Raw genomic sequence first — 23,241 nt, forward strand, 5'->3', positions numbered from 1 at the left:
CAGTCCGCAGCACGGTGCGGCTACGACGACCTGTTGATCTTCTTGACCTTGGCGTCGGTCGCTTCAATCGACATCGCCAGTTCCATGATCGCCTTCGAGAGCAGCTCGATGGCCTCCTTCTGATCCTGCGATTTGAAGGCGCGGAGCGCGTAGTTCCGTGCGGATGAGAGCGACATCGATTGATCTCCGTGTTGTTCGCGTCTGGTTCAAAAATAAAACCCCGCGGCTTTCACCGCGGGGCTTCGTTTCAGTCGTGTCCGCCGCTCAGTGCGCCAGGATCGCCAGCAGCAGCAGCGCCACGATGTTGGTGATCTTGATCATCGGATTCACCGCCGGGCCCGCCGTGTCCTTGTAGGGATCGCCGACGGTATCGCCGGTCACTGCGGACTTGTGGGCGTCAGAGCCCTTGCCGCCGTAGTGGCCGTCCTCGATGTACTTCTTGGCGTTGTCCCATGCGCCGCCGCCCGAGGTCATCGAGATCGCGACAAACAGACCGGTGACGATGACGCCGAGCAACATGGCGCCGACCGCGGAGAAAGCGGCCGACTTACCGGCTGCGCCACCGCCCGCGATCACATAGATCAGGAAGTAGACCACGATCGGCGACAGCACCGGCAGCAGCGACGGGATGATCATCTCCTTGATCGCCGCCCGGGTCAGCAGGTCGACCGCCTTGCCGTAGTCCGGCTTGTCGGTGCCCTGCATGATGCCGGGCTTCTCGCGGAACTGACGGCGCACTTCCTCGACGATCGCACCGGCGGCACGACCGACCGCGGTCATGCCCATCGCACCGAACAGATATGGCAGCAGGCCGCCGAACAGCAGGCCGACCACGACGTAAGGATTGTTCAGGGAGAAGTCCGGGTTGACGCCCTTGAAGTAGGCATGGGCGTTGGCGTCGCTGATAAAGAATTTGAGGTCCTGATTATAGGCCGCAAACAGCACCAGCGCACCGAGACCGGCCGAGCCGATCGCGTAGCCCTTGGTCACCGCCTTGGTGGTGTTGCCGACCGCGTCGAGCGCGTCGGTCGACTTGCGCACCTCCTTGGGCAGCCCCGCCATCTCGGCGATGCCGCCGGCGTTGTCGGTGACCGGGCCGAAGGCGTCGAGCGCGACGATCATGCCGGCCAGCGCCAGCATGGTGGCGGTCGCGATCGCGATGCCGAACAGGCCGGCAAGGCTGTAGGTGACGAGGATGCCGGCGATGATCACGATCGCGGGCAGCGCGGTCGCTTCCATCGAGACCGCGAGGCCCTGGATCACGTTGGTGCCGTGACCGGTGACCGAGGCCGAGGCGATCGACTTCACCGGGCGATAGTCGGTGCCGGTGTAGTATTCGGTGATCCAGATGATCAGGCCGGTGACGACGAGACCGACCACGCCACACCAGAACAGCGCCGTGCCGGTATAGTCGACGCCGTCGAGCTTGCCGAAGCCGACCAGCCAATTGATCACGAGCGCGACGCCGACCAGCGACAGGATGCCGGTGGCGATCAGGCCCTTATAGAGGGCGCCCATGATGGACTGGCTGGCACCGAGCTTGACGAAGAAGGTGCCGATGATCGAGGTGATGATGCAGATGCCGCCGATCGCGAGCGGCAGCGTCATCATGTTCACCAGGATCGGCGTCTTGGCGAAGAAGATCGCCGCGAGCACCATGGTGGCGACCGCGGTCACCGCATAGGTCTCGAACAGGTCCGCCGCCATGCCGGCGCAGTCGCCGACATTGTCGCCGACGTTGTCGGCGATGGTGGCCGGGTTACGCGGATCGTCCTCGGGGATGCCGGCCTCGACCTTGCCGACGAGGTCGCCGCCGACGTCCGCACCCTTGGTGAAGATGCCGCCGCCGAGACGGGCGAAGATCGAGATCAGCGAGGCGCCGAAGCCGAGCGCCACCATGGCGTCGACCACGGTGCGGCTGCCCGCTTCCAGACCCATGAACTTGACCAGGATCATGAAGTAGATGGTGACGCCGAGCAGCGCGAGACCGGCAACCAGCATGCCGGTGATCGCGCCCGCCTTGAAGGCGAGTTCGAGGCCGCCGGCGAGCGAGGTGGTTGCCGCCTGCGCGGTGCGGACGTTGGCGCGCACCGAGACGTTCATGCCGATGAAGCCGGCAGCCCCCGACAGGATGGCGCCGATCGCAAAGCCGATCGCCACCGGCAGGCCCAGGAAGTAGGCCAGCACCACGAAGATCACGATACCGACCATGCCGATCGTGGTGTACTGCCGCCGCAGATAGGCCTGTGCGCCCTCGCGCACCGCGGCCGCGATTTCCTGCATGCGCGGATTACCCGCATCCGCGTTCAAGACCGACTGCGTCGCCCAGATCGCGTAGACGATGGAAAGCGCCCCGCAGAGCACAATCAACCATAAAGCTGTCATGTTGCCTCAGATCCTTGATGTAACCCCCGCGCCTTCTTGTGCCGCTAGGGGGCGGCAGGCGCTTATTTTGCGAGGACAATCCTCCCCAAAAACGGATTGCCTCAAATCGGGCGCGACCTTGCCAAAATCGTTACCGCTGTGCAACGCCACCTGTGGCCGAAAACGCCGATATCGGCAGCAATTTAGAAGGAAAATCGGCGCGATCAGGCGCGGGAAGTCCAGAGCCGCTTCCGTTCCGACGCGTTTTCTTAACGCGAACCGGTGCCCACTTCGCTCGAAAACGCTCTAGAAATGGCTATAGGACAGCCGCTTCAACTTCAGTTCCCGCCCCTGCCCGTCAAGGAAGCTTGGTGGCGACAAGCCCGCGATCAGGCCGCCGATTGCGGTCACCGCGACCTTGGCCTGCCGTGCGTCGCGCAGAAACGCGTCGACATGATCGCTCGGGACCGCGCACAAGAGCTCGTAATCATCACCGCCGGCCACCAAGGTCTCGATACCGATCGCCTTGCGCGCGAGCAGCCCTGCGGCCGCGGACGACAACGGGATACTCGGCACGTTGATCACGCCCGCCACACCACTGGCTGCGCAAAGCTTGGTCAGATCGCCGGCAAGACCGTCGGACACATCCATCGCGGCGCTGGCGTGGGTGCGGACGGCCGTGGCCAAGGCGTTGCGCGGCTGCGGAACACGGTAACGGGCGGCAAGAAAATCCCGCCCGACGACATCGTCCGCCAGAGCCGCGGCGACCGGGCCACCCCGGAGCACATCGAGGCCGAGCGCGGCGTCTCCGATCGTGCCCGTGACGAACACACGGTCGCCCGCCTGTGCTCCCGCGCGATGCACCATCGTGCCCTGCGGCACCCGGCCGAACGCGGTGATCGAGATCATCAGCGGCCCGGGCGTCGAGACCGTGTCGCCGCCGAGCAGCGGGCAGCCGAAATGTGCGGCGTCCTCGCCGAGCGCCCGGGCAAACGGCTTCAGCCAAGCCTCCTCGGCGCTGCGCAGCGCCAGCGTCAGCACGAAGCCCGCCGGCACCGCGCCCTTGGCGGCGATGTCGGAGAGGTTCACCCGCAGCGCCTTGCGCGCCAGCATGTCGGGCGGATCATCGCCGAGGAAATGCACGCCCTCGACGATAGCGTCCGTGGTGACCACGATGTCCTCGCCGGCCGCCCTCAGCGCGGCGGCGTCGTCGTCGAGCCCGAACGCACCCGGATCGGTCGCGAGCGGCTTGAAATAGCGCGCGATTAGGGAGTCTTCGCCGGAGGTATGTTTGCTTGCTTGGGTCATCAACCCGTCATCCTGAGGTGCGAGCGAAGCGAGCCTCGAAGGATGCACGGCCCCGATGCGACCGTAGCGCCACGCCGTCGCCCTTCGAGGCCTCCGCTTCGCTACGGCACCTCAGGGTGACGGCTACGGAGGTGGGCGGCATCGCGGCACCTAGCTCCGCACAAACTCGTCGCCGCGGAACTGGCGCGCGATCTGGTCGAGCACGGCGTTGACCATGCCGGTTTCGTCCTTCTCAACGAAGGCATGCGCGACGTCGACATATTCGGAGACCACCACGCGGCCCGGCACGTCTTTGCGGTGCTCGAGCTCGTAGGAGCCTGCCCGCAGCACCGCGCGCAGGATGGCGTCGATCCGCTTCAGCGGCCAGCCCTTCGACAGCGCCTCGTCGATCAAAGGATCGAGCCGGGCCTGGTCGCGCACCACGCCGGAGACCACGTCGCGGAAGAACGCGGCTTCCGCCGGCAAATATTTCTCGCCCTCGACCTCGTTGCCGAGCCAGTGGCTCTCGAACTCGGCGAAGATGTCGTTGATGCCGGCGCCGCCAATGTCCATCTGATAGAGCGCCTGCACCGCCGCGAGCCGTGCCGCGCCGCGGCGGTTGGCTTTTCTGTCGGGGGCTTTCGCGGGCTTCTTGTTGTCTGCCATGGTCAGGCCTTTGCCAGGCGGCGTTTGATCCGCAGCATCGCCAGCGCCGCACGCGCCGCGTCGCCGCCCTTGTTGAGTTCGCTGGCGCGCGCCCGCGCCCAGGCCTGCGCCTCGGTGTTGACGGTGAGGATGCCGTTGCCGAGCGGGAATTTCCGGCTGATGGCCAAATCCATCAATCCGCGCGAGGACTCCTGCGAGACGATCTCGAAATGGATGGTGTCGCCGCGCACCACGCAGCCGAGCGCGATCGCCGCGTCATACGGCTTGCCGTTCGCTTCAGCCGCATCGATCGCGATCGCAATCGCCGCCGGAATCTCCAGCGCGCCCGGCACCGTGATCACGTCGTGCGTCGCACCCGCGGCCTTGATCTCGGCCAGCGCTCCTTCCAGCAGCGCGTCCTGGATGTCGTCATAGAACCGCGCCTCGACGATCAGCACGCGTGCGCCGGTAATGTCGGTCTGGTCCTTCAGGGGTGCGCGCCGCGCGTCAGCCATCTACGTATCCATTTCATTTTGTTGACATTTACCGATAACGTTGGATGTCAACGTTTCGCGAGTTTGTAGTCGCCCCGACGACTGAAGCCAAGCACGAATGCCTCAGGCACTGTCATTCCGGGATGGTCCGAAGGACCAGACCGCAGGTGCACAATAGTGCACCGGGGAATCTCGAGATTCCGGGTTCGATGCTTCGCATCGCCCCGGAATGACTGCCGCTTGACGGCTAGGCCGTCATTTCATCTCCGACAGCCGCGCCGCGTAGCGGGCCATCAGATCGACCTCGATATTGACCTCGCTGCCCGCCTTCCAGCCGCTCAGGGTCGTCACGGAAAGCGTGTGCGGGATGATCAGCACCGAAAAGCTGACGTCGTCGACCGTATTCACGGTCAGCGACACGCCGTCCAGCGTGACCGATCCCTTCGCCGCGACGAAACGCGCCAGCTCCCGAGTGGTTCGCAGCTCGAAGCGCGCCATGTCGGGCAGATCGTCGCGCTTGACGATGGTCGCGATGCCGTCGGCATGCCCGGCCACGATGTGACCGCCGAGTTCGTCGCCGATCTTGAGCGCGCGCTCGAGATTGAGCCGGCTGCCCTGTCCCCAATGCTTGGCGGTGGTCATGCCGAGCGTCTCGGCCGCCGCATCGACATCGAACCAGGTCTTGCCATCGGCGGTGCCGGAGGCGACGACGGTGAGGCAGACGCCATTGCAGGCGATCGAGGCGCCGTCGGTGATCGTGGTCTGGTCGTAGTCGCAGGCAATCCGCATCCGGTGCAGCTGCCCCTGCGCCACCTGCTTCAGGCTGGTGATCTCACCGATATCGGTGACAATTCCCGTGAACACAACAAACCTCTTACTCTTCGTCATGGCCGGGCTTGACCCGGCCATCCACGACTTACTTCACTGCTGGCGACCAAGACGTGGATGCCCGGGTCAAGCCCGGGCATGACGACCTAGGATCGATCGTAGATAGTCAAAACATCTTTGGCCAAGGCTTCGCTAGCACGAAGGCTGAAGGCGGGCGACTGCGTGATTGCGTCGAGCGGCATTGCGTCCAGCGCGGGAACGCCGTCGGCACCGATCGCATCAGGCCCGCGCAACAGCCAGATCTCGTCGACAAGGCCGGCTGCCACGAAAGAATTTGCCACGCGCGATCCGCCCTCGACCAGCAGGCGCGAGATCCCCTTCTCCGCCAGCGCATGCAGGACGGACGGCAGATCGAGCCCTTGGGGCGCGCTGGCGACGACGCGGATCACCTGTGCGCCGGCGGCGCCTAACTTCACCGCGGCAGGCGCCTCCGCCATATCAGATGTCAGCACCCAGAGCGGCGTCTCGCGCGCCGAATGCACCAGGCGGCTGTCGCCAGATATCCGCAGCGCGCGGTCCAGCACCAGGCGCACCGGCGAGCGCACCGCCATGCCGGGCAGCCGGCAGGTCAAGAGCGGATCGTCGGCCTTGACCGTGCCGATGCCGACCAGGATCGCATCGCTCTGCGCACGCAGCAGATGCACGCGGGTCCGCGCGGCCTCGCCCGTGATCGTAACTGTTTTGCCGCCGCTGGCAGCGATCTTGTCGTCGGCGGACACCGCGAGCTTGAGGATCACATGCGGGCGCTTGTCGCGGATACGGCGGAAGTGCCCGGCATGGTCGCGCGCGGCCTCTTCCGCGCACAGCCCGACATCGACCGCGATGCCTGCGGCACGCAGCCTGGCGTGCCCCTGCCCCGCGACTTCCGGATTGGAATCCTCGATCGCCGAGACGACGCGTGCGAGCCCGGCCGCAACCACAGCATCGGCGCAAGGCGGCGAGCGACCGAAATGCGAGCAGGGTTCGAGCGTGACGTAGAGCGTGGCGCCGCGCGCGGCATCGCCGGCGCGCCTGAGTGCCTCGACCTCGGCATGCGGCCGGCCGCCTGCTTGCGTCCAGCCGCGGCCGACGATGACGCCGTCCTTGACGATGACGGCGCCGACCGCCGGATTGGGCCAGGTGCGCCCGAGCCCGCGCCGGCCAAGCGCCAGCGCCAGCTGCATGAAGCGCAGATCGGCCGCCTTTGCCGCTTCCTTGGCCTCTTTGGCCTTCTGCGCGAACTGGTCTTCCAGAATGCGGAAGATCATTTGCGTAGCGTCGCGAGCCGCGGGTCCTCTTCGCCGGTCAATTCGTCGAGCACGGCCTCGAAGTCCTTGGCCTCGCGGAAGTTACGATAGACCGAGGCAAAGCGCACATAAGCGACGTCGTCGAGCTGGCGCAGATGCTCCATCACGATCTCGCCGATCGCCTCCGAGGAGACCTCGGCCTCGCCGCCGCTTTCGAGCTCGCGCACGATGGTGGACACCATCTTCTCCACCCGCTCGGATTCCACCGGGCGCTTGCGCAAGGAGATCTGCAGCGAGCGCACCAGCTTGTCGCGGTCGAACGGCACGCGGCGGCCGTTGCGCTTGATGACGGTCAGTTCGCGCAGCTGCACCCGCTCGAAGGTCGTGAAGCGGAAGTTGCAGGCCATGCAGACGCGACGCCTGCGAATGACCGCGGAGTCCTCGGTCGGACGCGAGTCCTTGACCTGCGTGTCGAGAGAATTGCAGCTCGGGCAGCGCATCCGACGGGACCTCTAGCAACGACCTTTTACTGATAGATCGGGAAGCGATCGGTCAGCGCCTTGACGCGCTCCTTGATCGCGGCCTCGACCAGCGGCGCCTTGCCGTCCGGCGACTGCGCCAGCGCGTTCAGCACTTCCGCGATCATGCCGCCGACCTGCTTGAACTCGGCGACGCCGAAGCCGCGCGTGGTCGCCGCCGGCGTACCGAGCCGCAGGCCGGAGGTGACGAACGGCTTTTCGGGATCGAACGGGATACCGTTCTTGTTGCAGGTGATGGCGGCGCGCACCAGCGCCTTCTCGGAGATGTTGCCCTTCAGGCCCTTCGGCCTGAGGTCGACCAGCATCAGATGGTTGTCGGTGCCGCCCGAGACGATGTCGAGGCCATGGCCGCGCAGCGTCTCCGCCAGCGCCTTGGCGTTCTCGACCACGTTCTTGGCATAGACCTTGAAGTCCGGCCGTAGCGCTTCTGCGAACGCCACCGCCTTGGCGGCGATGACGTGCATCAGCGGACCGCCCTGCAGGCCCGGGAAGATCGCCGAGTTCAGCTTCTTGGCCAGCGTCTCGTCATTGGTGAGGATCAGGCCGCCGCGCGGGCCGCGCAGCGACTTGTGCGTCGTGGTGGTGGTGACGTGGGCGTGCGGCACCGGCGAGGCATGCACGCCGCCGGCCACGAGGCCCGCGAAATGCGCCATGTCGACCAGCAGATACGCGCCGACGGAATCCGCGATCTCGCGGAAGCGCTTGAAGTCCCAGGCGCGCGAATAGGCCGAGCCGCCGGCGATGATCAGCTTCGGCTTGACCTGCTCGGCCAGCTTCTGCACCTCGTCCATGTCGATGATCTGGTCCTCGCGGCGCACGGTGTAGTGCGCGGCCTTGAACCACTTGCCTGACATGTTGACCGGCGAACCATGGGTGAGATGGCCGCCGGCCGCGAGGTCGAGGCCCATGAAGGTGTCGCCGGGTTGCAGCAGCGCCAGAAACGCCGCCTGGTTCATCTGGCTGCCGGAGTTCGGCTGGACGTTGGCGAAGCCGGCGCCGAACAGCTTCTTGGCGCGCTCGATCGCCAGCGTCTCGGCGACGTCGACCCACTCGCAACCGCCGTAGTAGCGCGCGCCCGGATAACCCTCCGCATATTTGTTAGTCATCACCGAGCCCTGCGCCTCCAGCACGGCGCGGCTGACGATGTTTTCGGAGGCGATCAGCTCGATCTCATGACGCTGCCGGCCGACCTCGCCCTTGATCGCGGCGGCGATCTCGGGATCGGCCTGTGCGAGGGTCGCGGTGAAGAAGGAATCGGGCGCGGAAGCGGTCTTGCTGGATGAGGTCATCGGCGAAATATCTCCACCGCCGCAAGCCTTTAGGCAGGATGCGGACGGTCACGAGTGGCGGTCGAAGCTGGTTTCAGAGCGTTATCACATCGCCCCAAAATGGCCAAGCGGTTGCGGTCCCTGCCGGTCAATTATGCCAGATATGGTGGGGATGGCGGGGATTGCCAGCCGGCCGGACGGCCGCCCTCGCCACCCGGTTCCCGCCGCGCGGCCAGCACGGCTGTGGCAGCCGCCGAATGGAACGTGACACCCCTTCCCGACCGCGCGGGACCGCGGAGCAAGACAACCATCACCTCAAGGTTTCAACGCGTTGCTCACGCAACCGCGCGACATCGGACTGGCTTGATCATGTCGCGCGCGATCGCGATGTATCGACTCACGAGATGACGAGACAATTTTTGAATCGTTCAACACTGGATCGATTCAAGGCTCTCACACGATGCGTGCAATTGCGCGTCATACGCCGTTGTCTCCCGGTCACACAGCCAAGCTTTGCGTGCAACTTCGACAGCTTCTAACCGCGTGCAGGCTGCTCGCGAAAATCACCGTGATAACGACTCGCTCAAGATTTTTTTACGGAGCGTGGAATAAATGTCGTGCAGGTGGATTCGGCCGCAGCGGTTTGCTGCTTCGGCTGTCGTTGTGTTTTCGGTTGTTGGTGCGGACGATGTCTTCGCCCAGACGCAATTGCCGTCCGTGACAGTCGAGGCGCCGCAGCGGCAAGCGGCGCGATCGCAGCAGCCTTCGCAACGGTCCACGCGCGCACGCAGCGCCTCGCGCCGCGCGACGGCCGCCCCGGTGGGCGCGCAGCCACGGACCGCTCAGCAACCCGCGGGCGCCAGCGGCGGGCACGAACGCGCCAACGGCCCGGTCACCGGCTATCTGGCGCGGCTGAGCGCCAGCGGCACCAAGACCAGCACGCCGATCATCCAGACGCCGCAATCGGTGTCGGTCATCAGCGCCGAGCAGATCCGCGACCAGAAGATCGTCAGCAAGTTCGACGAGGTGCTGCGCTACACGCCGGGCGTCATCGGCGGCACCTATGGCGCCGATTTCCGCAACGACTGGTTCATGATCCGCGGCTTCCCGGCGCAGAACGAGTCGCTGTTCCTCGACGGCCTGCAGCTGTTCTACACCTCCTATGCGAGCTGGAAGCTGCAGCCCTTCAATCTCGAGCGCGTCGAGGTGCTGCGCGGTCCGTCCGGCATCCTGTATGGCGGCTCGGCGCCGGGCGGCCTCGTCAACGCGGTGAGCAAGCTGCCGCAGGCCGAGCCCATTCGCTACATCGAGACCGGCGTCAACAATTTCGGCAATGCCTATACCCAGTTCGACATCGGCGGCGCGACGGCGCAGCCCGGCAACGGCCAGGTGCAGTACCGCCTCGTCGGCCAGGCCCAGGGCGGCGGCACCCAGACCGACTATGTCTACGACAACAACTTCTTCTTCGCCCCGTCGGTGACCTGGCGGCCCGATGCCGACACCAGCCTCACCGTGTTCGGCATGGCCTCGCACAGCAACACCCGCGCGCTGAACTTCCTGCCCTATGTCGGCACCGTCACCAACGCGCCGTTCGGCCGGATTCCGACCAGCCTGTTCGTCGGCGATCCCAGCGCGGACCAGTTCCGCCGCGACCAGCAGATGGTCGGCTACCAGTTCCAGAAGAGCGTGACTGACAGCGTCGATTTCCGCCAGAACGCGCGCATGGCGCATGTCGACGTCTATTATGCCGGCCTCTATGGGCTCGGCTACGCGACGACGCCGGCCGCCGCCGACATCACCCGCGGCAATTTCTACACCCGCGGCATCGCCACCCAGCTCAACCTCGACAATCAGCTCGAATACCGCTTCACCACCGGCGCGCTGCAGCACACCGCGCTGGTCGGCGTCGATCTGAAATATTACGGCATCGACGACCGCCAGGGTTTTGGCATGGGCACCAATCTCAACGTGCTCAATCCGGTCTATGGCACCAATCTGCCGTATAGCGGTCCGCTCTATCAGAACGGCTATCTCGCCCAGGGTATGGCCGGCCTCTATCTGCAGGATCAGGTCAAGCTCGACCGCCTGACGGTGGTGCTGTCCGGACGCCAGGACTGGGTCGATCTCACCAACAACAACCGGATCGGCGTCTCCCAGGGCCGCGACGACAGCAAGTTCTCCGGCCGTGTCGGCGCGATCTACAATTTCGACAGCGGCGTTGCGCCCTACGTCTCCTACATGACGGGCTACAATCCGGTCATCGGCACCACCGCGGCCGGCCAATTGCTGCTGCCGGAAACCTCCGAGCAGACCGAGGTCGGCGTCAAGTACGAGCCGGTCGGGCTCAACGCACGGTTCGGCGTCGCGTATTTCGACCTCAAGCGCAAGAACGCGCTGACCACCGATCCGAACAACCCGCTGTTCCAGACCCAGAACGGCGAAGTCACCTCGCGCGGCGTCGAGCTCGAGGCGGTCGCGAACATCACGCGCGATTTCAAGTTGGTGGCGAGCTACACCAATTACGAGCTGTTCGTCAGCAAGGACCTCAATCCCGCGCTGATCGGCACCGTGCCGACCAACGCGCCGCAGCAGCTCGCATCGGTGTGGACCGACTACACCTTCCGTGACGGCCCGCTCACGGGCTTCGGCTTTGGCGGCGGCGTGCGCTATGTCGGCTCGTCCTTTGCCGACACCGCGAACACCGCACGCGTCCCGGGGGTCGTGCTGGGCGATCTCGCCTTGCATTACGAATGGGACAACAACTGGCGCGCGGCGCTCAATGTCGTGAACGTCACCGACAAGATCTATGTCGCGAGCTGCGCGACCATCAGCTCCTGCTACTACGGCGATCGCCGCCGCATCACGGCGAGCCTCGCCTACAAATGGTAGCTGAACTTTCAGCTCACGGAAAATCATGTGACAGCGAGGCGGCATTCGGCCGCCTCTCTTTTTTCGCTGTCGTCAGGGTGGTGTCAGCTTGTCGCGCTAGGTTTCGCGTCGCGGCGATATTTGCCGTGCCCAGACTGGCCCGCTCCGAAATGCGAGCCCCGGAGCGGGCCTTTTACGGTCTGGTCGCGTCCTAATCCTCGTTCGCCTCGAATCGCCCGAGCCCCTTGAGCACGAACGGCGCCAGCAGCGCGATCAGCGCGATGCCAAGCAGCGTCGCCGACATCGGGCTTTGCAGCAGCACCATGGGATCGCCGAGGCTGATCGCCAGCGCGCGGCGCAACTGGCTTTCGGCGATCGGCCCGAGGATCAGCCCGATCACGACAGGCGCGATCGGGAAGTCGAACCGGCGCATCAGAAAGCCCATCACGCCGAACGCCGCCAGCATCGACAGCTCGACGACCGACGGCTTCGCCGCGATCGTGCCCATGGTGGCGAACACCAGGATGCCGGCATAGAGCCAAGGCTGCGGAATCGCCAGCAGCCGCACCCAGAGCCCGACCAGCGGCAGATTGAGCACCAGCAGCATGCCGTTGGCGATGAACAGGCTCGCGATCAGGCCCCACACCAGATCGGGCCGCTCCGCGAACAACAGCGGCCCCGGGTTGAGGCCGTATTGCTGGAAGCCCGCCAACATCATTGCAGCCGTTGCCGAGGTCGGCAGCCCGAGCGTCAACAGCGGCACCAGCGTGCCGGCGGCAGACGCGTTGTTCGCCGCTTCCGGACCTGCGACGCCTTCGATCGCGCCCTTGCCGAATTCTTCGGGATGTTTTGTGAGGCGCCGTTCGGTGGAATAGGACAGGAATGTCGGGATCTCCGCCCCGCCGGCCGGCAGCGCCCCGATCGGAAAGCCGAACAGCGTGCCGCGCAGCCACGGCTTCCACGACCGCCGCCAGTCCTCCCGCGTCATCCACAGCGAGCCGCGCACCGGCTCGAGCTTCTCCTCGGCGTGATGACGGCGCGAGGCGACATAGAGCGCTTCGCCGACCGCGAACAGGCCGACCGCGAGTGTCGTCACCTCGACGCCGTCGAGCAGCTCGGGGATGCCGAAGGCAAGCCGCGCCTGTCCGGTCAGCTTGTCGATGCCGACCAGCCCGAGCGTGAGGCCGATGAACAGACTGGTGAGGCCGCGGACCGGCGAGTCGCCGAAGGTTGCCGACACCGTGACGAAGGCGACGCACATTAGCGCGAAGTAATCCTCCGGCCCGAAGCGCACGGCGAAATCGACCAGCCATGGCGCGAGGAATGCGAGGCCGATGGTGGCGATGGTGCCGGCCACGAACGAGCCGATCGCCGAGGTCGCCAGCGCCGGGCCGCCGCGGCCGGCCTTGGCCATCTTGTTGCCCTCGAGCGCGGTCGCCATCGAGGCGCTCTCGCCCGGCGTGTTGATCAGGATCGCGGTGGTCGATCCGCCATACATGCCGCCATAATAGATGCCCGCGAACATGATCAGCGAGCCGCCGGGATCGAGCTTGTAGGTCACCGGCAGCAGCAGCGCGACCGTCAGCGCCGGACCGATGCCGGGCAACACGCCGACCGCGGTGCCCAGGAACACGCCGATCAGGGCGTAAAGCAGGTTCATCGGCTGCATGGCGACCGCCATGCCGTGCGCCAGCGCGGCGAAAGTGTCCATCACAGCAGTCGCTCCAGCGGGCCGGCGGGAAGGCTCAGCGTCAACAGCTTGTCGAACGCGAGATAAATCAGCGTCGTGATCACGAGCGCGATGGCGGAGTCGGCGAGGACGGCGCGGCGGCCGAACGCCGCCGACGTGGTGACGAACAGCGCCGAGGTGGCGAGGATGAAACCGCCGCCAAAGCCGATGATGGCGATCAGGAGCGCCAGGCCGCCGATGATCAGCCACACCGGTTTCGGATCCATGCTCTCGCGCGGCGGCAGGTTGCCGCGCAGCGCGTCGATCAGATTACCGATCGCCAGAATGACGAGGCCGATCGCGATGACGACCGGCATCGCCTCCGGCCCCATGCCGTACATGTTGGTGGACGGCAGCTTGCTGGCGTCCCACACCAGCACCGCAGCGAGCCCGGCAAGCGCGGCCGCGATGACGACACCGGCGCGATCGACGCGCCGCGCCGGCGCGGGCTGGAGATCTTCAGACGCTGCGTCCGGCGTCATGACTTCACGAGGCCGACGGACTTGAGCACGTCAGTGACCCGAACGATTTCCTTCTTCAGGAAATCCGCGAAGGCGTCGCCACCGAGATAGGCGTCATCCCAGCCCTTCTGCTTCAGGATCTCCTTCCAGGCATCGGACTTCACCATCTTCTCGACCGCATCGCTCAGCACCTTGCGCTGCTCTGGCGTGATGCCGGGCGGTGCGACCACCGAGCGCCAATTGGCCAGCACGAGATCGATGCCCTGCTCCTTGAAGGTCGGGATATCGACGCCGGGCAGACGGTTCGCCGACGTCACGCCGAGCGCGCGCAACTTGCCGGCCTTGATCTGGCCTTCATATTCGCTGAGGCCGGAAATGCCGGCCGTGACCTTGCCGCCGAGAATGGCCGCGAGCGACTCGCCGCCGCCCGAAAACGGAATGTAGTTGATCTTCTTGGCGTCGGCGCCGACCGTGCCCGCGAAAAGCGCCGCCATCACGTGGTCGACGCCGCCGGCCGAGCCGCCGGCAAAGGTCACCTTGGCGATATCGGCCTTCACCGCGGCGGCGAGATCCTGCGCCGTCTTGATCGGCGAGTTCGCCGGCACCACGATGACCTGGGTCTCCTCGGTGAGGCGCGCAATCGGCGTCACCTGATCCAGCGTCACCGGCGACTTGTTCATGGCGAGTGCGCCCACCATGACGAAGCCGTTCACCATCATCTGGTTGCCGTCGCCCTTGGCGCCGTTGACGAACTGCGCGATGCCGACGCTGCCGCCGGCGCCGGGAACGTTGGTGACCTGGACGCTGCGCGCGACACCGGAGGCGACCAGCGCCTGCTGCATCGAGCGCGCCGTCTGATCCCAGCCGCCGCCCGGCGCCGCCGGCGCCATCAGCTTGAGCTCGAGCTGCTGCGCGGGCGCCGGACCGCTCGCCCCAAGCAACAGCGCGACGACCGCGCCGAACAGGCGCATGTGGGACGGGATCATGGGGCTTCCTCCTGAATTTTCGGAAAGCAGCCTGCCGATCGCCGGCTGCATCCGGTCACGTGATCGCATCGCCATTCGGACAGCGCGGTCCCCTCGGGTCAGGAATCGCTCGCCGATCTCGCGTCTGCGTATCGCTAGCGACCATTCGCCACAGCCTTCGGCAAGCCGGAGAGCGCGGCTAGCCAGTGCTGCAAATCGCCGCACCAGCTCCGGTCATTTTTCGCTTGCTTTGATTCGGAATGGTTCGCCGCCGCCCCGGCGGACAGTTCGACCATCACCAACTACTACAAGCAGAATGTCTACGACCCGGAGGACTCCAAGATCGGGACGGTTGACGACGTGCTTGTCGACAAGTCCGGCAAGGTGACCGGTCTCGTCGTCGGTGTCGGCGGCTTCCTCGGCGCCGCGAGAAGGACGTGATCGTGCCGTTCACGGCCGTCAAGTCTCAAAAGAAGGACGACAAGTGGTGGCTTACGCTCGACGAGACCAAGGACAGCCTGAAGGCTGCGCCTGGTTTCAAATACGATCGCGCCAGCACGACGTGGAAGCCGGAGAACAAGTAACACCGACGTCCCGTCTGCTCACGGAGAGCAGACGGGACGCTGCGGCAGATCACTCACGGAACGGTGGCGCGGTCGAAGCTCGTCCGAAACGCATCAGGTAACGCGCCAAACCACGAAATGGCCCCAGCAGCTTTGGGGGCCTGGAGGCCGGTGCTGGGGCCATTTGCCTGATCCGGGGCTGAGCTATTGGAGGCAGGCTCTCCCATCCATCAAGAACCGCGCAGTTCCAGCATTAGCTTATGTAAATCCTTGGGTTGGGATGCGGATGACATGCGCGGACTTTCGGGATGTATCGCCCAATGAATCGTCGGAACCTTTCCCAGGTCATGCGAGAGCGCTGGCTGCGTCGACGAAGCGAGCGCAGCCAGGCCCGGCAGACCTCGGCGCGGAACATGCCGAGCCGCTTCGTTCCCCGGATCGCGTGGTAGTTCAGGTATCCCTGCATCACGCGACGGAGCCAAACGCCGGTCTCACCGATAGGCGCATGGCGGCGTTTCATCAGGTCGTGTCGTATCGCACTCAGCGTCGCCCGCAAGCGAGAGGCGTTGCCGGGATATCCCAAGGCGAGTGTCTTGTGCGCAACAGTCGATCGGCTGGACGGAAGAGAATGCAAAGCCGGCACCTCAAGGCGAGGCCGCCACGACCATCGAACGAAGGTTCTCGATGGAGCGGTCGAATTTCACCCTGGCAAGTTTCACCACAGCAAAAGCCAGGCCATGGAGGCGATGAGAGCCACAAGCGACACGGTCGCAGCGCTGACAAAGGCAATCTCCACACCGTCGATATGGTGGTGGTTTGTATGCATTGAGCGTCCTCCTAAATGGGTGCCCGCGGACCTTGGGACAGGAGCCACGCCGTCAAATTGGCGGTGGTTTCGTCATGCCGCGCCTGCCTCAACAGGGTCTCTCGCTCTCGACAGGGAGGTAGGTTCTTGGCCCGTTGACGTAGCCGTTTGGCTTCCTGGACAAGGCGTTTTTCAAGGGGGAAAATCTGCCTAACCCGGCGTCGTCGCTTCATGGCTCCTCTCTCCAACGCTGACGTTTGGCTGCCCCTCAAAAGCAAAATCAAAAAGCCCGGGGAGCGTGAAAAGTTCCTGCCAGCTTCGCGTCAATGAGATCAAACGGATGGAACTGCCGGAACGGCGTGGAAGTTACAGGGTATGGGTATAGCCAAGGACCTGAAGAAGCAGGCCAAGACCGCCGAGCAGGCGGCGGTGCGGACGGCTGACGAATTCGCGGCCGAGCAAATGAAGAGCCTCGCCCAAGCCTTCCGGGCTCAGGCCGAGGTCGTCAAGCGAAACAAGAAAAAGAAGAAAGATGAGCTTCACCGTAAAAGCTAGGTGCAGGTTTGGAGAGATCGTGCACCGTCGTGGCACGGCCGAAGCAGCTCTACGCAAGGCAAAAGAGCTTTCACGGTCGCAGTGTTACGACATCCACATCGTGACACCTGAAGGCCGAGACTACGACTCGTCCGAGTTTGGGGATCTTCCCCGCACGCCACTGGCTGTGCGCGTTGCTCAGAAAGGCCACACCTATCCATAGGGTAGTAGAGGTTTCAAAACGGCCGGCTCAAAAGCGGCCCCAGCTAACCGCATCACCCGTTGGGTGCGCCCTTCCCCATCGCCTCGCGCGCGCCATCGGCGAGACAACTAATAGCGGTCGCGATATCCCCGCCGCTGCTGACCATATGCGGCGCGAGGATTGATCCCGCAGGTCACGTTCCTTCCGGAAGCTGACGCGAGACACTGGGCACGGGTTCGGTACATGCAATCGCCGGGATAGCCGACGCCGCGCCCCTGCACGCACCAGGGATAATCCCGGGCGCTGGCCGGGCGCACACTTGCCAGTCCTGCAACGCCGAAAGCCAGGACGAACGCCAGGACAGCGAATAGGACAGTTGTGCGCATGATCGGCTCCTCGCAAGCAATCGAGGACCAACGGAGCAGCAAGATTAGCGTTCCCTTCGATAGTGGCCGGCCGGTTAGCAAGATCGCAAGCCGCAGCCGGAGCGGCCGCGCCGAGCGCGAGCGCAGGAACCATGCTCCGTTGGGTCGGTTGTCGGAAACCATCCATCCCACACAAGTCAATCGGCATGCCGTCACGACTGCTTTGGTTTTTAGGGTTTCCGGTTCTGGTTGTTCTGGGTGGTTGCGGCGATCAACTCGAGTGCGATTCAATCGAAACCCGGAAGGCAGTGCTCCAGACCATCTCCAACGATCACCGCAATCCGCTTGTCAATTTCGCCGCCAGGGAATCGACGGCGAAGCCCACTGCGGAAAACGCAAATCCACAATACCTCCTCGGTGAAAAGATCGTCACGACCTCGGCAAGTGAGGACAAGCGAACATTGCAATGCAGCGGCGGCATCTCGGTCTCTGTGGGCGACATCAAGGCTTCCAAGGAAGTCGAATTCACCGTGCAGAAATCGAGCGACGGAAAGTTGGCGGTTTCGGTTGCTCCATTTCAGTTTTGAGTTGCGACAAACTCAGTGTCGTCCTGGCGAAAGCCAGGACCCATTACCCCAAATCACTATTGTTGCGCGACGCTGGGGCCGCGATCCCGCTCATCGCCAAATGCGGTGGTTATAGGTCCTGCTTTCAGGACGACGATCGTGCGTGAGGAACCCGCACCGTCATCGCGTCGTTGCGAGCAAAGCAAACCGCCGCCGAGGAAGCCTTGCCGACGATGCAGAATCAGACTGCGAAACCAGGCGCGCCGCTACAGCCCGGTATAGCCGGCCTTCACGTGGTCGGTACTACCGTCGAGCTGGCGCAGATAGGTCAGCCCGCACACCGTCAACCGATGCGGATCGCGCTCGCCGGCGTCGAACAGCGTCTGCACGTACTCTGTCACCTTCGCCCGCGCTTCGTCGCTCGCAGCGGGCGTGCGGTTGAGCAGCAGATCATACGTCTGCATGATCCGATCGATAGCGGCTTCCATTGAAGTCTCCGGGTTGACGCTCAGGCGACCACCAGCGTCTCGGCCTCGAACTTTGCGATCGCCTTGTTGGCGAGGCGGAGGCGATTCATCTCACCACGCTGGAACAGCTTCACGATGATGCCGAGCAGGCGCTCATTGGTGGCGAAATTGTCGGCGATAGCGCCGGATTTGCGCAGATAGTTCGAGGCGATCGCGTAGGCGTCACCGACGACCTCGACATTCAGCACCTCAATCCCGCGTTCGAGCAACATATCCCTGCCTCTCCGTTGGCTAACGGATAAGCCGCCGGGAACGCCTTGGTTCCTCGCCGGGGCCCATTTATTTTCGCAGGTGCAGCATGAAAAACGCATCGGCCGGGCATGACCGATGCGTTGACTGGAGCAAGGCTGGACTGAAGGAAGGCTGCCGGTCTTCTCGCGCGGCCGGCTTGGCCATCAGGCGAAAACGGGAAGGCTCAGAGGCGATACAGGATCTGGTCGGTCCAGAAGCGCTCGAGGCGATGCAGCGACTTGTTGAGGCTCGCGAACTCCTCGTTCGAGATGCCGCCAACCTGCTCCACCGTCTTGACGTGCTTCTGATAGAGTGCGTCGACGATCTTGCGGACCTCCTGGCCCTGCGGGGTCAGACGGATGCGGACCGAGCGGCGATCGACGCGCGAACGCTGGTGATCGAGGAAGCCGAGCTCGACGAGCTTCTTCAGATTGTAGGAGACGTTGGAGCCGAGATAGTAGCCGCGGGTGCGCAGCTCGCCGGCGGTCAACTCCTTGTCGCCGATGTTGTACAGGAGCAGCGCCTGCACCGAGTTGATGTCGGCGCGGCCACGACGATCGAATTCGTCCTTGATGACGTCGAGGAGCCGGCGATGCAGCCGCTCCACCAAAGTCAGGGCTTCGAGATAGAGCGGCTGCACCGGAGCTTGACCGGTAGCGCGATCAGCGGCATCCGCCGCCGTTGTCGCAACGGCTTTCATCATGACACTTCCCCTGTTTGTCGTTTTTATCGACTTTATTCGACGAAACTTGTGTCCCGCCTGATAGGTCCAACGTAAGGGGGCCGTTTGAATATCCGCTTAAATAAGAGAATAAAGAGATCATGAATTTAAGACAGTGAATCGTGGATTAAGCCCATGGATCAAAGGCTTTTCGCAACTTTTCATTGACGGTGGCGGACCCTTGTTCACGCTTCGTCTGCCTGCCCTGTCACATTCGGAAACAGCATCGTCTGAATTCGAAACGGTGGCGTAACGGGTATGAGGGAACCCTTTACGGTGACCGATTGGTTACCGGAAAATTCTTTGAAAATTTTATCGGAGTGCAGCGGCGGGACGTGCACGCGATGCGCGCAAGCGGGTGCAGATCTGTTGCGGAGAGCAAGACCGGTTCCGCCGTCGGCCCGCGCAAAGCCGGCCGGCACACGCGCCGAGGTCCGGTGAAATGGGCCCCGACGGCAGGTCCCGTAGAGACGGTCCCTGAAGGGGGTGTCTCAAACGGATGCGATCTGTCGGCACCCACCTATCAGAACCAGCAGAGCTGTCTTCTCGTTGCGCGCACGGCTGGCAAATATTGCCGGCCGCGGCCGGCTATTCGTGGCGCTGTCGCCACGGGGCAACAGTGCATCAGGCCAGCGCTGCACGCCGGCCTATGGCGGGCGTTCGCGCGCCGACATCCAGGCCAGCGCGAGATACGCGGCGAGCATCAGCGCCTCGAGCCCGACCACGGTGAGACTGCCGCCATAGATGCCGGGAAACATCAGCTCGATGACCGCCATCGACACCACGGTGGTCAGCCACACCACGGCGCCCCAGGGCGTCGCGAGCCAGAGCCCGACGGCGGCGACGAGCTCGATGACGGCGAAATAGATCGTGGCGGTCTGCCAGGCCATCGACTGGTTCTCGAAGGCCTCCTCCTCGCCGCCGACGAAGCCGGTTACCTGGGCCCAGTGATAGAGGCCCTTGGCGACCGAGACGACAGCCATGATGCGCAGGAAGATGACGAGGCGCCGCGTCCACGCATTGTCGTCCGGCTCGATCCGGTCGGACGAGATCGCGCTCACCGAGATGGCATTGTCCCGCGCCTGATCGCGTGCAGAGGTGTCAGACATCCGAATCGCCGCAGAGCGGCTGCAAAATGGTGTTCATGGGCGCAGTCTTGGCCCGCCGGGGACGCAAAATCAATTGCCGTTGCGGCAAATCAAGGGCGCCACGGATGCAAAAGCGACGCAATGACGGCGGCCCTGACAGGTGCTAGAACCGGACTTATATCAGGTCCAGACCTTATCTGGTCCAGAACTGCCGTCCGTCGAGGAGAAGACAACATGGCGATCAAATTCGGGCGCCCGATCGAACTGCGCGATGCGCCGCGGCGCCAGACTGACGCCCTCGCCTCCCCCTCGCTCGACCTCACGATCCGGATGCGGCGCAACCGCAAGTCGGAATGGGCGCGCCGCCTGGTGCGCGAGAACGTGCTGACCACCAACGACCTGATCTGGCCGATGTTCGTGGTCGATGGCCACAACACCCGCACGCCGGTGGCCTCGATGCCCGGCGTCGACCGGCTCACCGTCGACCAGATCGTCCGCGACGCCGAGCGCGCGGCAAAGCTCAACATCCCCTGCATCGCGCTGTTCCCGTTCACCGAGCCGTCGCTGCGCGACGAGCAGGGCTCGGAGGCGCTCAACCCCGACAATCTGGTCTGCCAGGCGGTGCGCGCGATCAAGAAGGAGTTTCCCGACATCGGCGTGCTCTGCGACGTCGCGCTCGATCCCTTCACCAGCCACGGCCATGACGGGCTGATCGAGGGCGGCAGGATCCTCAACGACGAGACCGTCGCGGTGCTGGTGAAGCAGGCGCTGACCCAGGCCGAGGCCGGCTGCGACGTGATCGCGCCGTCGGACATGATGGACGGCCGGATCGGTGCGATCCGCGAGGCGCTCGACGACAGCGGCTTCGGCGACGTGCAAATCATGTCCTATGCGGCGAAATACGCCTCCGCTTTCTACGGCCCGTTCCGCGACGCGATCGGCTCGGCCAAGACGCTGACCGGCGACAAGCGCACCTACCAGATGGACAGCGCCAATTCCGACGAGGCGCTGCGCGAGGTCGAGCTCGACATCGCCGAGGGCGCCGACATGGTGATGGTGAAGCCCGGCATGCCCTATCTCGACATCGTCCGCCGCGTGAAGGACCATTTCGCGATGCCGACCTTCGTGTACCAGGTGTCCGGCGAGTACGCGATGATCGCGGGCGCGGCCGCCAATGGCTGGATCGACGGCGAGCGCGCGATGATGGAGAGCCTGGTCGGCTTCAAGCGCGCCGGCGCCGACGGCATCCTCACCTATTTCGCGCCGAAGGCCGCCGAAAAGATCAAGGCGGAGAGCTGACGGCCGTCGCCGTTATTGCGACAAGTGGATCGCTTCGCTCCGCTCGCAATGACGGCGTGAAGGTAGAACCGCTCGATCCAGCCCCCGAATCGCCGGAATATTTCGGCTAGTTAATGTTCGCGCAGGCTTGGCGAACGCGCCTCCTGTTCCCATGTCCTGCGCGGGACTTTCATCGGAGGTTGGTCATGTCCTACGGCAATGACGGCGGCACCTGGCGCAATGAGGCCTGGCGCAACGACGGCGGCGTTCCTCCGCATGCGTTCGACCCAATGATGCAGCCGGACCTGTTCCGCGGCGTGCTGACGCGCCGTGTCTTTGCGTTCCTGATCGACCTGTTCGTGCTGTCGGTGCCGGTGATCCTCGCGGCGATCTTCATTTTGCTATTCGGTCTCGTCACCTTCTTCCTAGGCTGGCACCTGTTCGCACTGCTGTCGCCGGCCTCGATCGTCTGGGCGATCGTCTATTACGGCGCCTCGATCGGCGGGCAGCACTCGGCCACCATCGGCATGCGCATGATGGATCTGGAACTGCGGACCTGGTACGGCGCGCGCGGCTATTTCGTGCTCGGCGCCACCCATGCGGTGCTGTTCTGGGTGACGATCTCGTTCCTGTCGCCGCTGGTGCTCCTGATCGGGCTGCTCAACGGCCGCCGCCGGCTGCTGCACGACATCATCCTCGGAACCGTCATTATCAACAGCTCGGTCCGGACCCCGGTCGCCCCGGCCGCGCGGACCTCCTATTAGGCCCGCCTAAACCAATTGACCGTTAGCCTCAGGGGGGCGATGTTAACTCGGCTGCCTGTATTGTTTGTGGAGCCCGACGATCTGACGTGACCCAGCATTCGCGTGATACTCCTCAGTTCTATTTGACGGCGCCGTCGCCCTGCCCGTATTTGCCGGGCCGACATGAGCGGAAGGTTTTCACGCACCTGGTCGGCGACAAAGCGGGCGATCTCAACGACTTGCTGACCCATGGCGGCTTCCGCCGCAGCCAGTCGATCGCCTACCGCCCGGCCTGCGACCAGTGCCGGGCCTGCGTCTCGGTCCGGGTGATCGCCAACGAATTCCGCCCCTCCCGCAACTTCCGCAAGGTGCTGGCCCGCAACGCCGACATCATCGGCGAGCAGCGCACCGCGGTGCCAACCTCGGAGCAATATTCGGTGTTCCGGGCCTATCTCGACCGCCGCCACCGCAACGGCGGCATGGCCGACATGACCGTGCTCGACTACGCGATGATGGTCGAGGACAGCCATGTCGAGACCCGGATCATCGAGTACCGCAAGCGCAATGCCGACAGCGCCATCACCGGCCGCGGCGACGAGCTGATGGCGGTGGCGCTGACCGACGTGCTCAGCGACGGGCTGTCGATGGTTTATTCGTTCTTCGAGCCCGGGCTGGAGGCCCGCTCGCTCGGCACCTTCATGATCCTCGACCATATCGCCCGCGCCCGCCGGCAGGGCCTTCCTTACGTCTATCTCGGGTACTGGATCGAGGGCTCCAAGAAGATGGACTACAAGGGCCGCTTCCTGCCGCAGCAGCGGCTCGCGCCGTCGGGCTGGCTCCGCGTCGACGCCTCAGGCGAGGTGCTCGCCGAGCCGCAGGACTAG

25 protein-coding genes are annotated in these 23,241 nt (G+C 64.5%); 8 read left to right on the top strand and 17 right to left on the bottom strand.

Going from position 1 to position 23,241, the window contains the following annotated elements; all coding sequences use genetic code 11:
• Nucleotides 1–20: 20 nt before the first annotated feature.
• From ACVIHF_RS17125 to glyA, 9 genes are all read right to left on the bottom strand, one after another.
• Complete coding sequence (locus ACVIHF_RS17125; RefSeq protein ID WP_456792352.1) at nt 21–176, bottom strand: hypothetical protein; 156 nt, start codon at nt 174–176, stop codon at nt 21–23.
• Between the two features lie 88 nt (nt 177–264).
• Complete coding sequence (locus ACVIHF_RS17130) at nt 265–2,385, bottom strand: sodium-translocating pyrophosphatase (RefSeq protein WP_456792353.1); 2,121 nt, start codon at nt 2,383–2,385, stop codon at nt 265–267.
• 285 nt (nt 2,386–2,670) lie between these two features.
• Nucleotides 2,671–3,672 carry a thiamine-phosphate kinase gene (gene thiL, locus ACVIHF_RS17135; protein ID WP_456792354.1) on the bottom strand — a complete coding sequence of 334 codons (1,002 nt, stop codon included), beginning with the start codon at nt 3,670–3,672 and terminating at the stop codon, nt 2,671–2,673.
• A gap of 150 nt (nt 3,673–3,822) precedes the next feature.
• The gene (gene nusB, locus ACVIHF_RS17140) at nt 3,823–4,317 is read right to left on the bottom strand and encodes a transcription antitermination factor NusB (protein ID WP_016844994.1); all 495 of its coding nucleotides are present in this window, start codon (nt 4,315–4,317) and stop codon (nt 3,823–3,825) included.
• Nucleotides 4,318–4,319: 2 nt separating this feature from the next.
• Entirely contained in the window at nt 4,320–4,811 is a 492-nt protein-coding gene (gene ribH / locus ACVIHF_RS17145) for a 6,7-dimethyl-8-ribityllumazine synthase (RefSeq protein ID WP_076834363.1), read from the bottom strand.
• Between the two features lie 234 nt (nt 4,812–5,045).
• Nucleotides 5,046–5,654, bottom strand: coding sequence for a riboflavin synthase (locus ACVIHF_RS17150; RefSeq protein ID WP_456794099.1), 609 nt, complete (start codon nt 5,652–5,654; stop codon nt 5,046–5,048).
• A gap of 110 nt (nt 5,655–5,764) precedes the next feature.
• Nucleotides 5,765–6,925, bottom strand: a complete 1,161-nt coding sequence (gene ribD / locus ACVIHF_RS17155) for a bifunctional diaminohydroxyphosphoribosylaminopyrimidine deaminase/5-amino-6-(5-phosphoribosylamino)uracil reductase RibD (protein WP_456792355.1) — start codon at nt 6,923–6,925, stop codon at nt 5,765–5,767.
• Nucleotides 6,922–7,404, bottom strand: coding sequence for a transcriptional regulator NrdR (gene nrdR / locus ACVIHF_RS17160; protein ID WP_016844999.1), 483 nt, complete (start codon nt 7,402–7,404; stop codon nt 6,922–6,924). The genes ribD and nrdR overlap by 4 nt, the downstream gene beginning before the upstream one ends.
• Before the next feature lie 26 nt (nt 7,405–7,430).
• A complete protein-coding gene (glyA, locus tag ACVIHF_RS17165; protein WP_456792356.1) occupies nt 7,431–8,732 on the bottom strand; it encodes a serine hydroxymethyltransferase in 1,302 nt (433 codons plus the stop codon).
• Between the two features lie 591 nt (nt 8,733–9,323).
• On the opposite strand from glyA, the gene ACVIHF_RS17170 reads away from it, so the two are divergent.
• On the top strand, nt 9,324–11,600 hold the full coding sequence (locus ACVIHF_RS17170) for a TonB-dependent siderophore receptor (RefSeq protein ID WP_456792357.1): 2,277 nt from the start codon (nt 9,324–9,326) through the stop codon (nt 11,598–11,600).
• A 190-nt stretch (nt 11,601–11,790) separates the two neighbouring features.
• On the opposite strand, the gene ACVIHF_RS17175 is transcribed toward ACVIHF_RS17170, so the two are convergent.
• The 3 genes from ACVIHF_RS17175 to ACVIHF_RS17185 are packed head-to-tail and all read right to left on the bottom strand — an operon-like array spanning nt 11,791 to nt 14,755.
• Complete coding sequence (locus ACVIHF_RS17175) at nt 11,791–13,290, bottom strand: tripartite tricarboxylate transporter permease (protein WP_456792358.1); 1,500 nt, start codon at nt 13,288–13,290, stop codon at nt 11,791–11,793.
• The gene (locus ACVIHF_RS17180; RefSeq protein WP_456792359.1) at nt 13,290–13,790 is read right to left on the bottom strand and encodes a tripartite tricarboxylate transporter TctB family protein; all 501 of its coding nucleotides are present in this window, start codon (nt 13,788–13,790) and stop codon (nt 13,290–13,292) included. The genes ACVIHF_RS17175 and ACVIHF_RS17180 overlap by 1 nt, the downstream gene beginning before the upstream one ends.
• Nucleotides 13,787–14,755, bottom strand: coding sequence for a Bug family tripartite tricarboxylate transporter substrate binding protein (locus tag ACVIHF_RS17185; protein ID WP_310881950.1), 969 nt, complete (start codon nt 14,753–14,755; stop codon nt 13,787–13,789). The genes ACVIHF_RS17180 and ACVIHF_RS17185 overlap by 4 nt, the downstream gene beginning before the upstream one ends.
• 321 nt (nt 14,756–15,076) lie before the next feature.
• On the opposite strand from ACVIHF_RS17185, the gene ACVIHF_RS17190 reads away from it, so the two are divergent.
• The 3 genes from ACVIHF_RS17190 to ACVIHF_RS17200 all read left to right on the top strand — a co-directional run bounded on the left by ACVIHF_RS17190 (nt 15,077) and on the right by ACVIHF_RS17200 (nt 16,657).
• Entirely contained in the window at nt 15,077–15,175 is a 99-nt protein-coding gene (locus ACVIHF_RS17190) for a PRC-barrel domain-containing protein (RefSeq protein WP_456794100.1), read from the top strand.
• Nucleotides 15,172–15,318 carry a hypothetical protein gene (locus ACVIHF_RS17195; RefSeq protein WP_456792360.1) on the top strand — a complete coding sequence of 49 codons (147 nt, stop codon included), beginning with the start codon at nt 15,172–15,174 and terminating at the stop codon, nt 15,316–15,318. Before ACVIHF_RS17190 ends, ACVIHF_RS17195 begins: the two co-directional genes overlap by 4 nt.
• Nucleotides 15,319–16,477: 1,159 nt before the next feature.
• Nucleotides 16,478–16,657, top strand: coding sequence for a hypothetical protein (locus ACVIHF_RS17200; RefSeq protein ID WP_016845008.1), 180 nt, complete (start codon nt 16,478–16,480; stop codon nt 16,655–16,657).
• Between the two features lie 309 nt (nt 16,658–16,966).
• Here the strand turns inward: ACVIHF_RS17200 and ACVIHF_RS17205 are convergent, their stop codons facing one another.
• Entirely contained in the window at nt 16,967–17,386 is a 420-nt protein-coding gene (locus tag ACVIHF_RS17205; RefSeq protein WP_456792361.1) for a DUF3551 domain-containing protein, read from the bottom strand.
• 23 nt (nt 17,387–17,409) lie between these two features.
• On the opposite strand from ACVIHF_RS17205, the gene ACVIHF_RS17210 reads away from it, so the two are divergent.
• A complete protein-coding gene (locus tag ACVIHF_RS17210; RefSeq protein WP_141341081.1) occupies nt 17,410–17,790 on the top strand; it encodes a hypothetical protein in 381 nt (126 codons plus the stop codon).
• Between the two features lie 245 nt (nt 17,791–18,035).
• Here ACVIHF_RS17210 and ACVIHF_RS17215 read toward each other — a convergent pair whose 3' ends face one another.
• The 4 genes from ACVIHF_RS17215 to ACVIHF_RS17230 all read right to left on the bottom strand — a co-directional run bounded on the left by ACVIHF_RS17215 (nt 18,036) and on the right by ACVIHF_RS17230 (nt 20,357).
• Entirely contained in the window at nt 18,036–18,257 is a 222-nt protein-coding gene (locus ACVIHF_RS17215; protein WP_016845010.1) for a hypothetical protein, read from the bottom strand.
• 20 nt (nt 18,258–18,277) lie between these two features.
• Nucleotides 18,278–18,508 carry a hypothetical protein gene (locus ACVIHF_RS17220; RefSeq protein WP_141342653.1) on the bottom strand — a complete coding sequence of 77 codons (231 nt, stop codon included), beginning with the start codon at nt 18,506–18,508 and terminating at the stop codon, nt 18,278–18,280.
• A 203-nt stretch (nt 18,509–18,711) separates the two neighbouring features.
• Entirely contained in the window at nt 18,712–19,230 is a 519-nt protein-coding gene (gene ldtR / locus ACVIHF_RS17225; protein ID WP_018271925.1) for a transcriptional regulator LdtR, read from the bottom strand.
• Between the two features lie 665 nt (nt 19,231–19,895).
• Nucleotides 19,896–20,357 (bottom strand): DUF6163 family protein, encoded by a 462-nt coding sequence (locus ACVIHF_RS17230; RefSeq protein WP_016845013.1) that lies wholly within the window; start codon nt 20,355–20,357, stop codon nt 19,896–19,898.
• A gap of 213 nt (nt 20,358–20,570) precedes the next feature.
• On the opposite strand from ACVIHF_RS17230, the gene hemB reads away from it, so the two are divergent.
• From hemB to ACVIHF_RS17245, 3 genes are all read left to right on the top strand, one after another.
• On the top strand, nt 20,571–21,635 hold the full coding sequence (hemB, locus tag ACVIHF_RS17235) for a porphobilinogen synthase (protein WP_456792362.1): 1,065 nt from the start codon (nt 20,571–20,573) through the stop codon (nt 21,633–21,635).
• A gap of 185 nt (nt 21,636–21,820) precedes the next feature.
• The gene (locus tag ACVIHF_RS17240) at nt 21,821–22,378 is read left to right on the top strand and encodes an RDD family protein (protein WP_456792363.1); all 558 of its coding nucleotides are present in this window, start codon (nt 21,821–21,823) and stop codon (nt 22,376–22,378) included.
• Between the two features lie 86 nt (nt 22,379–22,464).
• On the top strand, nt 22,465–23,241 hold the full coding sequence (locus ACVIHF_RS17245; protein ID WP_026192842.1) for an arginyltransferase: 777 nt from the start codon (nt 22,465–22,467) through the stop codon (nt 23,239–23,241).

Source organism: Bradyrhizobium sp. USDA 4506 (assembly GCF_054058795.1).

Excerpts from the sequence above, each read along its gene's own strand:
- ACVIHF_RS17125 (WP_456792352.1), bottom strand. The coding sequence starts at position 176 with ATGTCGCTCTCATCCGCACGGAACTACGCGCTCCGCGCCTTCAAATCG.
- ACVIHF_RS17130 (WP_456792353.1), bottom strand. The coding sequence starts at position 2,385 with ATGACAGCTTTATGGTTGATTGTGCTCTGCGGGGCGCTTTCCATCGTC.
- thiL (WP_456792354.1), bottom strand. The coding sequence starts at position 3,672 with ATGACCCAAGCAAGCAAACATACCTCCGGCGAAGACTCCCTAATCGCG.
- nusB (WP_016844994.1), bottom strand. The coding sequence starts at position 4,317 with ATGGCAGACAACAAGAAGCCCGCGAAAGCCCCCGACAGAAAAGCCAAC.
- ribH (WP_076834363.1), bottom strand. The coding sequence starts at position 4,811 with ATGGCTGACGCGCGGCGCGCACCCCTGAAGGACCAGACCGACATTACC.
- ribD (WP_456792355.1), bottom strand. The coding sequence starts at position 6,925 with ATGATCTTCCGCATTCTGGAAGACCAGTTCGCGCAGAAGGCCAAAGAG.
- nrdR (WP_016844999.1), bottom strand. The coding sequence starts at position 7,404 with ATGCGCTGCCCGAGCTGCAATTCTCTCGACACGCAGGTCAAGGACTCG.
- glyA (WP_456792356.1), bottom strand. The coding sequence starts at position 8,732 with ATGACCTCATCCAGCAAGACCGCTTCCGCGCCCGATTCCTTCTTCACC.
- ACVIHF_RS17170 (WP_456792357.1), top strand. The coding sequence starts at position 9,324 with ATGTCGTGCAGGTGGATTCGGCCGCAGCGGTTTGCTGCTTCGGCTGTC.
- ACVIHF_RS17175 (WP_456792358.1), bottom strand. The coding sequence starts at position 13,290 with ATGGACACTTTCGCCGCGCTGGCGCACGGCATGGCGGTCGCCATGCAG.
- ACVIHF_RS17180 (WP_456792359.1), bottom strand. The coding sequence starts at position 13,790 with ATGACGCCGGACGCAGCGTCTGAAGATCTCCAGCCCGCGCCGGCGCGG.
- ACVIHF_RS17185 (WP_310881950.1), bottom strand. The coding sequence starts at position 14,755 with ATGATCCCGTCCCACATGCGCCTGTTCGGCGCGGTCGTCGCGCTGTTG.
- ACVIHF_RS17200 (WP_016845008.1), top strand. The coding sequence starts at position 16,478 with ATGGGTATAGCCAAGGACCTGAAGAAGCAGGCCAAGACCGCCGAGCAG.
- ACVIHF_RS17205 (WP_456792361.1), bottom strand. The coding sequence starts at position 17,386 with ATGGTTTCCGACAACCGACCCAACGGAGCATGGTTCCTGCGCTCGCGC.
- ACVIHF_RS17210 (WP_141341081.1), top strand. The coding sequence starts at position 17,410 with ATGCCGTCACGACTGCTTTGGTTTTTAGGGTTTCCGGTTCTGGTTGTT.
- ACVIHF_RS17215 (WP_016845010.1), bottom strand. The coding sequence starts at position 18,257 with ATGGAAGCCGCTATCGATCGGATCATGCAGACGTATGATCTGCTGCTC.
- ACVIHF_RS17220 (WP_141342653.1), bottom strand. The coding sequence starts at position 18,508 with ATGTTGCTCGAACGCGGGATTGAGGTGCTGAATGTCGAGGTCGTCGGT.
- ldtR (WP_018271925.1), bottom strand. The coding sequence starts at position 19,230 with ATGATGAAAGCCGTTGCGACAACGGCGGCGGATGCCGCTGATCGCGCT.
- ACVIHF_RS17230 (WP_016845013.1), bottom strand. The coding sequence starts at position 20,357 with ATGTCTGACACCTCTGCACGCGATCAGGCGCGGGACAATGCCATCTCG.
- hemB (WP_456792362.1), top strand. The coding sequence starts at position 20,571 with ATGGCGATCAAATTCGGGCGCCCGATCGAACTGCGCGATGCGCCGCGG.
- ACVIHF_RS17240 (WP_456792363.1), top strand. The coding sequence starts at position 21,821 with ATGTCCTACGGCAATGACGGCGGCACCTGGCGCAATGAGGCCTGGCGC.